Genomic DNA, 7,737 nt, shown 5'->3' with positions numbered 1-7,737 from the left:
AGTCGGTCACCGTCGGCTTCGTCGCCAAGGGCACCGGCGAGCCGACCGGCTGCCTCGTCGACGGCGCGAAGTGCTCCGCGGACGGCGGCCCGGCCCCGGAGCCCAGCGGCCGCCCCACCGAGGCCCCGACCCCCACCGGGCAGCCGACGCCGACCGGGCAGCCGACGGCGACGCCGACCCCGAAGCCCACGGAGAGCACCGGCAGCGGCACCCCGGACACCGCCGGTTTCGCCCCGTACGTCGACACCTCCCTCTTCCCGGCCTTCGACCTCCTCGCGAGCGCCGAGGCGACCGGGGTGAAGGAGTACAACCTCGCCTTCATCACCGACGGCGGCGGCTGCACGCCCCAGTGGGGCGGCGTGAGCGACCTGGGAAGCAACGCGGTGGCCGGCCAGATCGGCGCGCTGCGCGCCAAGGGCGGCGACGTCCGCGTCTCCTTCGGCGGCGCGGCCGGCTCCGAACTGGGCACGACCTGCGCCTCGGTGGACGCGCTGGCTGCGGCGTACCGCAAGGTGGTGGACGCCTACGACCTCACCAAGGTCGACTTCGACGTCGAGGGCGGCGCGCTGCCCGACGCGGCGGCCAACACCCGCCGCGCCCGGGCCATCGCCGAGCTCCAGAAGGACCATCCGGACCTGGACGTCTCCTTCACCCTCCCGGTGATGCCGGAGGGCCTGACCCAGGACGGCGTGAACCTGCTCGCGGACGCGAAGAAGAACGGCGTGCGGATCGACGCCGTCAACATCATGGCGATGGACTACGGCCCCGCCTACAGCGGCGACATGGGCACCTACGCCGAGCAGGCGGCCACCGCCACCCAGGCCCAGCTCAAGGGCGTCCTCGGGCTGGGCGACCGCGAGGCCTGGAAGACGGTCGCGGTCACACCCATGATCGGTGTCAACGACGTCGTCACCGAGATCTTCACGGTCGACGACGCCACCCAGCTGGTGGACTTCGCCCGGGCCAGGGGCCTGGGCCGGCTGTCGATGTGGTCCGGCACCCGTGACCAGCAGTGCCCCGGCGGCACCAAGCCGTCCGCCGACGCCACCTGCAGCTCGGTCCTCCAGGACAAGTTCGCCTTCACGAAGGCGTTCGCGGCCTACGAGTAGGCCCGCACCGCACCGCAGCCCTCGCGGACGACGGGGGAAGCGCGTGCCCCGGCCGGTTCCCCATCCGGCCGGGGCACGCGCGGCTCCGGTGGCAGGGCCGGTCACCCCTGCGGGGCGCGGCACTCCCCTGGGCACCGCGCCCCGCCCCCCGTTCCCCGGAGCGGATCAGATGCGCTCGGGCTCGGGCAGGACTCCCGACTTCGCCGCCCGCGCGTACCACAGGGCGCTGGACTTCGGGATCCGCTGCTGGGTCGCGTAGTCGACGTACACCGCGCCGAAGCGCTTGTCGTAGCCGTACGCCCACTCGAAGTTGTCCAGCAGGGACCACAGGAAGTAGCCGCGCACGTCGGCACCGTCGGTGATGGCCCGGCGGACCGCCGAGAGGTGGCCGTGCAGGTAGGCGATGCGGTCCGGGTCGTGCACCGTGCCGTCGGCGCCGGGCTTGTCGTCGTAGGCGGCGCCGTTCTCGGTGACGTAGAGCGGCAGGCCGGGCGCCTCGGCGGTGTAGCGCATGATCAGGTCGTGCAGGCCCGTCGGGTCGACGGACCAGCCCATCTCCGTCTGCTCGCCCGGCGACTGGTGGAAGGCGACGTCGTCCGCGGCGGGCCACGGCGAGTGGTCGCTCGTCCCGTGACCGTCGGCCCGCGGGCCCTTCGCGTCCGGGTCCGCCGCCGACACCAGGGTGGGCGTGTAGTAGTTGAGGCCCAGCGCGTCCAGCGGCTGGTGGATCAGGTCCAGGTCGCCGTCGTGGATGCACGACCAGTCGGTGAGCGACGAGGTCGCCTCCAGCAGCGTCTCCGGGTAGGCGCCGTGCAGGATCGGGCCGTGGAAGATGCCGCTGGACAGGTCGTCGATCTTGCGCGCCGCCGCCAGGTCCGCCGGGTCGCTCGGCGAGAGGGGCCGCACCACCGAGGAGTTGAGGCTGATCGCGACCGAGTTGCGGGCCGGCATCACCGAGCGCAGCGCCCTGGCGCCCAGGCCGTGCGCCAGGTTGAGGTGGTGGGCGGCCCGCAGCGAGGCCGCCGGGTCGGTGCGGCCGGGGGCGTGCACACCGGAGGCGTAGCCCAGGAAGGCGCTGCACCACGGCTCGTTGAGCGTGATCCAGTGCTCCACCCGGTCGCCGAGGGCCTCGCCGACGATCTGCGCGTACTCGGCGAAGCGGTGGGCGGTGTCGCGCTCCGGCCAGCCGCCCGCGTCCTCCAGTTCCTGCGGCAGGTCCCAGTGGTAGAGGGTGACGGCGGGCTTGATGCCGTGCGCCAGCAGTTCGTCCACCAGACGGCGGTAGAAGTCGAGGCCGCGCTGCACGGCGGGGCCGCGGCCGGTGGGCTGCACCCGGGGCCAGGAGACGGAGAAGCGGTAGGCGTTCAGGCCCAGCTCCGCCATCAGCGCCACGTCCTCGCGGTAGCGGTGGTAGTGGTCGACAGCGATGTCACCGGTCTCGCCGCCGGCCGTCTTGCCCGGCGTGTGGCTGAAGGTGTCCCAGATGGAAGGGGTACGTCCGTCCTCCCGCACCGCCCCCTCGATCTGGTACGCGGAGGTCGCGGCGCCCCAGAGGAAGGCGGGAGGAAAGGTCGCCGGGGTCGCCGGCGTGGCGGAGTCAGACATGGAAGCGCTCCCATAGGAGGTCGTGGAAGACCGACGAGTGGAGGAAGGGGTGAGAGGGAGAAGGAAGGAGGGGGCCGAGGCGGCGGTGACCCGGCCCCAGGGTGCTTCGGGCGAGCGGGCGTCAGCCCTTGACGGCGCCCTGCATGATGCCGCCCACGATCTGCTTGCCGAAGATCGCGAAGACCAGCAGCAGGGGCAGCGTACCCAGCAGCGCACCCGCCATGATCAGGGACTGGTCCGGGGTGTAACCGCGGCCCAGGCCCGCGACCGCGACCTGCACGGTCGGATTACCGGTCTGGGTCAGCACGAGGAACGGCCACAGGAAGTCGTTCCAGGCCTGCACGAACATCAGCATGCCGAGCACGGCCATCGCCGGCCGCGCGGCCGGGAACACCACGTGCCACACCACGCGCCAGCTGCCCGCGCCGTCCACCCGGGCGGCCTCGATGACCTCGTCCGGCAGCGCCTGCAGCAGGTACTGCCGCATGAAGAACACGCCGAACGCGCTCACCAGCGACGGGAAGATGACCGCCTGCAGCTGGTCGGTCCAGTCGAGCTTGGCGACCATCATGTACAGCGGGATGATGCTGAGCTGCGGCGGGATCATCATCGTGCCGATGACGATCAGCATCATCGCGTTGCGGCCCTTGAAGCGCAGCTTGGCGAAGGCGAACCCGGCGACCGTCGACAGTACGACGATGGTCACCGCGGAGGTGCCCGCCACGATCGTGGTGTTGAGGAACGCCTCGCCGAGGTTGGCGTCGTTCCAGGCGATCTCCAGGTTCTTGAACAGGTTGGAGCCGAACCAGAACGGCGGCGGCGTCTGCGCCAGGCGCTGGTTGTCCCGGGATGCGGCGATCGCGGTCCAGATCAGCGGGAACAGCGACACGAGCGTGAACACGATCAGGATCGCGTACGCGATCGGACCGCCGTGCAGTGTCCCTCCGGCCCGCGCCGACTTCGGCAGGCGCGAGCGCTTCGGCTTCTTGGCGGGCGTGGTCTCGGGGGGCGTCACAGTCGTCGTCACGGCCACAACTCCTTAACTGCTGGCGCGCAGCCGGCGCGAGATGACGTGGTTGATGAGGCCGATGACGATCAGGATCGCGAACATCGTCCAGGCGATCGCCGAGGCACGGCCCAGGTGCTGGTTCACCCAGCCCTGCTCGTACAGGTACAGGCCGAGCGTCTGGAACTGGTGCTCCGCGCCGCCGGACGCGCCCTTGTTCGGGTCGAACAGCAGCGGTTCGCCGAAGACCTGGCTGGCGCCGATCGTCGAGACGACCACGGTGAACAGGATCGTCGGACGCAGCGAGGGCAGCGTCACGTGGAGGAACTGCTTCCAGCGGCTGGCGCCGTCCAGCGCCGCCGATTCGTACAGGTCCTGCGGGATCGCCTGCATCGCGGCCAGGTAGATCAGCGCGTTGTAGCCGGTCCAGCGCCAGATGATGATCGTCGACACGGCGATCTGTCCGGGCCACTTGTCGTCCTGCCAGGCGATCGGGTCGATCCCCACCGCGCCCAGCGCCCAGTTGATCATGCCGTAGTCACGCCCGAAGAGCAGCACGAACACCAGCGTGGCGGCGGCGATCGAGGTGGCGTACGGGGCGAGCATCGCGACCCGGTAGAACGTCGAGGCCCGCAGCTTGTAGTTGAGGATGTGGGCGATGCCCATCGCGATCATCAGCTGCGGAACGGTCGAGATGATGCCGATGGTCAGGGTGTTCTGTGCCGCGTTCCAGAAGAAGTCGTCGTCGAAGATCCGGGTGTAGTTCTTCAGCCCGACCCAGTTCATGTCGGTCGGGGCGGTCAGCTCCACCTGGTGCAGCGAGGCCCAGCCGGTGTAGAGCAGCGGGAACAGACCGAAGGCCGCGAACAGCAGGAAGAACGGCGAGACGAACGCGTACGGGCTCCAGCGCGCGTCGCGCTGCCAGCGGCGGGACAGCTTGGCCCGGCGCTTTGCTTCCTTGTCCGTCGGGGAGCCCCCGGGCGGACGGCCCGGGGCCGCGCCCCCCTTGACGGGGGACGCGGCGGTGTCGGAGCGGGTGGCCATCCGGGTCACTTGTCCAGGTTGTTGTCGATGGTCTTGGTGGCCGTCTCCCAGGCCTCCTTGGCGGACTTGCCCTTCGTCACGAGGATGACGCCGTTGTCCGTCAGACCCTGCTGGATGATCTGGTCCTTCGGGCCGATCACCTGGGCCGGGATCTGCTGGGCGGCCTCGGAGAAGATCTTGCCGATCGGCGCGTCACCGGTCATCTCGTTCTTGCCGTTGACCACCTCGGGCAGCTCGTACGCGGCCGGGGCGCTCGGGACGCTGCCCTGCACGGCGAACAGCTTGGCCTGCTGCTCCGGCGCGGTCAGCCAGGCCACCAGCTTCTGCGCCTCCTCCACGTTCTTGCCGCTCTTGGGCACGCCCAGGAAGGAGCCGCCCCAGTTGCCGGACTTGGGCGCCACGGCGACGTCCCACTTGCCGGCGGCGTCCGGCTTGGACTTGCCCTTGATGGTGCCGAGCATCCACGGCGGGCAGGCGACGGTGGCGAACTTGCTGTTGGCGATCGTCGAGTCCCAGGCCGGCTGGAACTGCGTCTGGGACTGGACCAGTCCCTTCTCGGCGGCCTCGGCGGTCAGGTCGAAGGCGGCCTTGACGGCGGGGTTGGTCTTGTAGATGACCTCGCCGGAGGAGTCGTAGAACTTCTCCTCCTCACTGCTGAGGATGGCGTTGATCAGACCGCCGGGGGAGTCCATGAAGAAGGTGTCCTTGCCGGCGCTCTTCTTGTACTCCTCGCCGACCTCGACGAACTTCTTCCAGTCGCCCGCCCACAGCTTGCCGACCTCCTCGCGGTCGGTGGGCAGACCGGCCTTCTCGAAGAGGTCCTTGCGGTAGCAGATGGCCATCGGGCCGATGTCGGTGCCCAGGCCGATCGTCTGGCCGTCCTTGGTGGTGGCCTGCTTCCACTTCCAGTCCAGCCAGCCCTCCGGCTTCACGCCCTCGACCTTGGACATGTCCACGAACTTGTCCGCCTGGGTGGCGACGACCTCGGCGATGTTGCCGACCTCGATCGCCTGGACGTCCATCAGACCGCTGTTGGTGGTGAGGTGGTTCAGCAGCGCCGGGTAGTAGTTCTCGTTCCGCTCGACGACGTTCTCTTCGATGTTGATGTCGGGGTTGAGCTTCTCGTACTCGTCGTAGAGGCCGGCTTCCTTGAAGCCCATGGTGCCGAAGAGACCCAGGGTGATCGTGGTCTTGCCCTCGCCGCCGCCCGACGAGGAATCGGAGTCGTCTCCGCCGTCGTCGGCACAGCCGGCCAGCAGCCCGGTGCTCAACGCCACCGCCGCTGCGACGGCCAGCGCCTTGCGGGCGATGGGCTTGCCCCCGTTCGAGCGCAGCCGAGAGTGGGGGAGGGTACGTGCTCGCATTGCGTCCTCCTGTTGCCCTGACGTGCCGACCCCCCGGCCAACGGCTCTGTTGGGCCCGTGTCTTGCTCGCTGCGGCTCGGGCGGGGAACGTGCGGGTTGTGTATGTGTCAGGTACTGTGGGAGCGCTCCCACAAGTGATGTGTTGAAGAGTCGCGGGTCCGGGCGGGGGTGTCAAGGGTGCAGACGCGGCAAACTGCGTTCGGTTATCCGGCTGTTAACTGGACGACTCCGCCCCGCGCCCGGGAGCCCGGGCTCCGTGAGCCGCCCTCCCGGCGGCGGCCACGACCGCCCGCAGGGCTGTTAGATTCCAGGCCAGCGTGACACACGACGGAAGGCGGAGCCGATGGCAAGCCACGGAGCGCGGGGCCGGAGCGGCGGCCGACCCACCCTTGAAGAGGTGGCGGCGCGCGCCGGTGTGGGCCGTGGCACGGTCTCCCGGGTGATCAACGGCTCCCCCCGGGTGAGCGACGCCACCCGCGCCGCCGTGGAGGCCGCGGTCGCGGAGCTCGGTTACGTCCCGAACACCGCCGCCCGCGCCCTGGCCGCCAACCGCACGGACGCCATCGCGCTGGTCGTGCCCGAGCCGGAGACCCGGTTCTTCGCCGAGCCGTACTTCTCGGACATGCTCCGGGGCGTCGGGGCGGCGCTGTCCGACACCCAGATGCAGCTGCTGCTGATCTTCGCGGGCAGCGACCGGGAGCGGCAGCGGCTCGCCCAGTACCTGGCCGCCCACCGCGTGGACGGGGTGCTGCTGGTCTCGGTGCACGCCGACGACCCGCTGCCCGACATGCTGGCCCAGCTGGAGATCCCGGCGGTGATCAGCGGTCCCCGCTCGGCCGCGGAGACGCTCACCTCGGTGGACTCGGACAACTACGGCGGCGCCCGCCAGGCCGTCGAGCACCTGATCGGCCGGGGCCGGCGCACCATCGCCCACATCACCGGCCGCCTCGACGTGTACGGCGCCCAGCGGCGCATCGACGGCTACCGGGACGCGCTGCGGGAGGCGGGCCACGAGGTGGACGAGCTGCTGGTCGAGGCCGGTGACTTCTCCGAGGGCGGGGGCCGGCGCGCGATGGCGGCCCTGCTGGAGCGCCGCCCCGACCTGGACGCGGTCTTCGCCGCCTCCGACGTCACCGCGGCCGGTGCCCGCCAGGTCCTGCGCGAGGCGGGCCGCCGCATCCCCGACGACGTGGCCCTGGTCGGCTACGACGACTCCGCCATCGCCCGCCACATGGACCCGCCGCTGACCAGCGTGCGCCAGCCCATCGAGGAGATGGGCCACAGGATGATCGACCTGCTGCTCGCCGAGGTCGCCGACCGCCGCCCGCCCGTGTCCCGGGAGCTGGACCGGCGCCAGGTGGTGCTGGCCACGGAGCTGGTGGAGCGGGCCTCGTCCTGAGGCCCTGAGGGATCCGACGGGTCCGGGACCCGTCCGGGGTCTTTCGCCCGGGTCCTCCGGGGCGGATGGGCCCGGGAACGAGTTCAGCCGGTGACCTTGACTGAAGGTCACCGGCTGACTGCTGAGGGTGAGTGACGGGACTCGAACCCGCGGCATCCTGGACCACAACCAGGTGCTCTACCAGCTGAGCTACACCCACCATGACCTTGT

The 7,737-nt window shown here is 70.6% G+C and carries 6 protein-coding genes and 1 tRNA gene; 2 read left to right on the top strand and 5 right to left on the bottom strand.

Annotated features, from left to right (window positions below):
• A partial coding sequence (locus tag RIM90_RS16445) for a chitinase (RefSeq protein WP_309061453.1) occupies window positions 1-1,109 on the top strand: 1,109 nt, incomplete at its 5' end.
• Window positions 1,110-1,274: 165 nt separating this feature from the next.
• Here the strand turns inward: RIM90_RS16445 and RIM90_RS16440 are convergent.
• From RIM90_RS16440 to RIM90_RS16425, 4 genes are all read right to left on the bottom strand, one after another.
• Window positions 1,275-2,714: a GH1 family beta-glucosidase gene (locus tag RIM90_RS16440; RefSeq protein ID WP_309061452.1), complete on the bottom strand. Its 1,440-nt coding sequence runs from the start codon at window positions 2,712-2,714 to the stop codon at window positions 1,275-1,277.
• A gap of 121 nt (window positions 2,715-2,835) precedes the next feature.
• Window positions 2,836-3,741: a carbohydrate ABC transporter permease gene (locus tag RIM90_RS16435; protein ID WP_309061451.1), complete on the bottom strand. Its 906-nt coding sequence runs from the start codon at window positions 3,739-3,741 to the stop codon at window positions 2,836-2,838.
• Window positions 3,742-3,753: 12 nt separating this feature from the next.
• The gene (locus tag RIM90_RS16430; protein WP_309061456.1) at window positions 3,754-4,764 is read right to left on the bottom strand and encodes a sugar ABC transporter permease; all 1,011 of its coding nucleotides are present in this window, start codon (window positions 4,762-4,764) and stop codon (window positions 3,754-3,756) included.
• A 5-nt stretch (window positions 4,765-4,769) separates the two neighbouring features.
• Complete coding sequence (locus RIM90_RS16425; RefSeq protein ID WP_309061450.1) at window positions 4,770-6,128, bottom strand: extracellular solute-binding protein; 1,359 nt, start codon at window positions 6,126-6,128, stop codon at window positions 4,770-4,772.
• A gap of 343 nt (window positions 6,129-6,471) precedes the next feature.
• Between RIM90_RS16425 and RIM90_RS16420 the strand changes: the two genes are divergently transcribed.
• On the top strand, window positions 6,472-7,527 hold the full coding sequence (locus RIM90_RS16420) for a LacI family DNA-binding transcriptional regulator (protein ID WP_309061449.1): 1,056 nt from the start codon (window positions 6,472-6,474) through the stop codon (window positions 7,525-7,527).
• Window positions 7,528-7,653: 126 nt separating this feature from the next.
• Here RIM90_RS16420 and RIM90_RS16415 read toward each other — a convergent pair.
• Window positions 7,654-7,726 (bottom strand) — tRNA-His (locus RIM90_RS16415).
• Window positions 7,727-7,737: the final 11 nt, after the last annotated feature.

Origin of the sequence: Streptomyces sp. (assembly GCF_031181555.1) — a bacterium.
In the GTDB taxonomy this organism is placed as follows: Bacteria; Actinomycetota; Actinomycetes; order Streptomycetales; family Streptomycetaceae; genus Streptomyces; species Streptomyces fimbriatus.
Note: the sequence above shows the minus strand (reverse complement) of the source record. Positions and strands in the feature narration are given on the sequence as shown.

Excerpts from the sequence above, each read along its gene's own strand:
- RIM90_RS16440 (WP_309061452.1), bottom strand. The coding sequence starts at position 2,714 with ATGTCTGACTCCGCCACGCCGGCGACCCCGGCGACCTTTCCTCCCGCC.
- RIM90_RS16430 (WP_309061456.1), bottom strand. The coding sequence starts at position 4,764 with ATGGCCACCCGCTCCGACACCGCCGCGTCCCCCGTCAAGGGGGGCGCG.
- RIM90_RS16425 (WP_309061450.1), bottom strand. The coding sequence starts at position 6,128 with ATGCGAGCACGTACCCTCCCCCACTCTCGGCTGCGCTCGAACGGGGGC.
- RIM90_RS16420 (WP_309061449.1), top strand. The coding sequence starts at position 6,472 with ATGGCAAGCCACGGAGCGCGGGGCCGGAGCGGCGGCCGACCCACCCTT.